Annotated in this window: 1 protein-coding gene; it reads left to right on the top strand. The window is 35.2% G+C overall.

Annotated features, from left to right (window positions below):
- Positions 1-193: 193 nt before the first annotated feature.
- Positions 194-366, top strand: a 173-nt coding sequence (locus A6E03_RS19705; protein ID WP_083201878.1) for a type II toxin-antitoxin system Phd/YefM family antitoxin, incomplete at its 3' end; no start/stop codon positions are given.

Raw genomic sequence — 366 nt, 5'->3', positions numbered from 1 at the left:
TAACAAAGCAATCAACACGATTTACTACATTCGGCGTTGTAGGTTTGCCTTTTGTTTCAGTGATTAAGGCAGTAAAATTTAGCTAAGTCTGTGTCGTAGTAAACGTGTTATTGCGGCGTTAAATGAACTGTCTCAATGGCTAATTAAGTGATACAATAGTGACACTTTGTTCTTTCAATAATGGAAACTGAATATGAAAGTTGAATTAGTTACTACATTAAAACGTCAAGCAACCAAGATTCTTTCTGAGCTTCATGCTTCAAAAGAACCGGTGTTAATTACAGAGCACGGTCAACCGTCTGCTTATTTGTTAGATGTTGATGATTACGAGTTTATGCAAAAACGAATTGCTATTCTTGAAGGTAT

The organism is Aliivibrio sp. 1S128 (genome assembly GCF_001691065.1).
Classification (GTDB): domain Bacteria; phylum Pseudomonadota; class Gammaproteobacteria; order Enterobacterales; family Vibrionaceae; genus Aliivibrio.
This window is presented reverse-complemented; position numbering and strand designations above follow the sequence as displayed.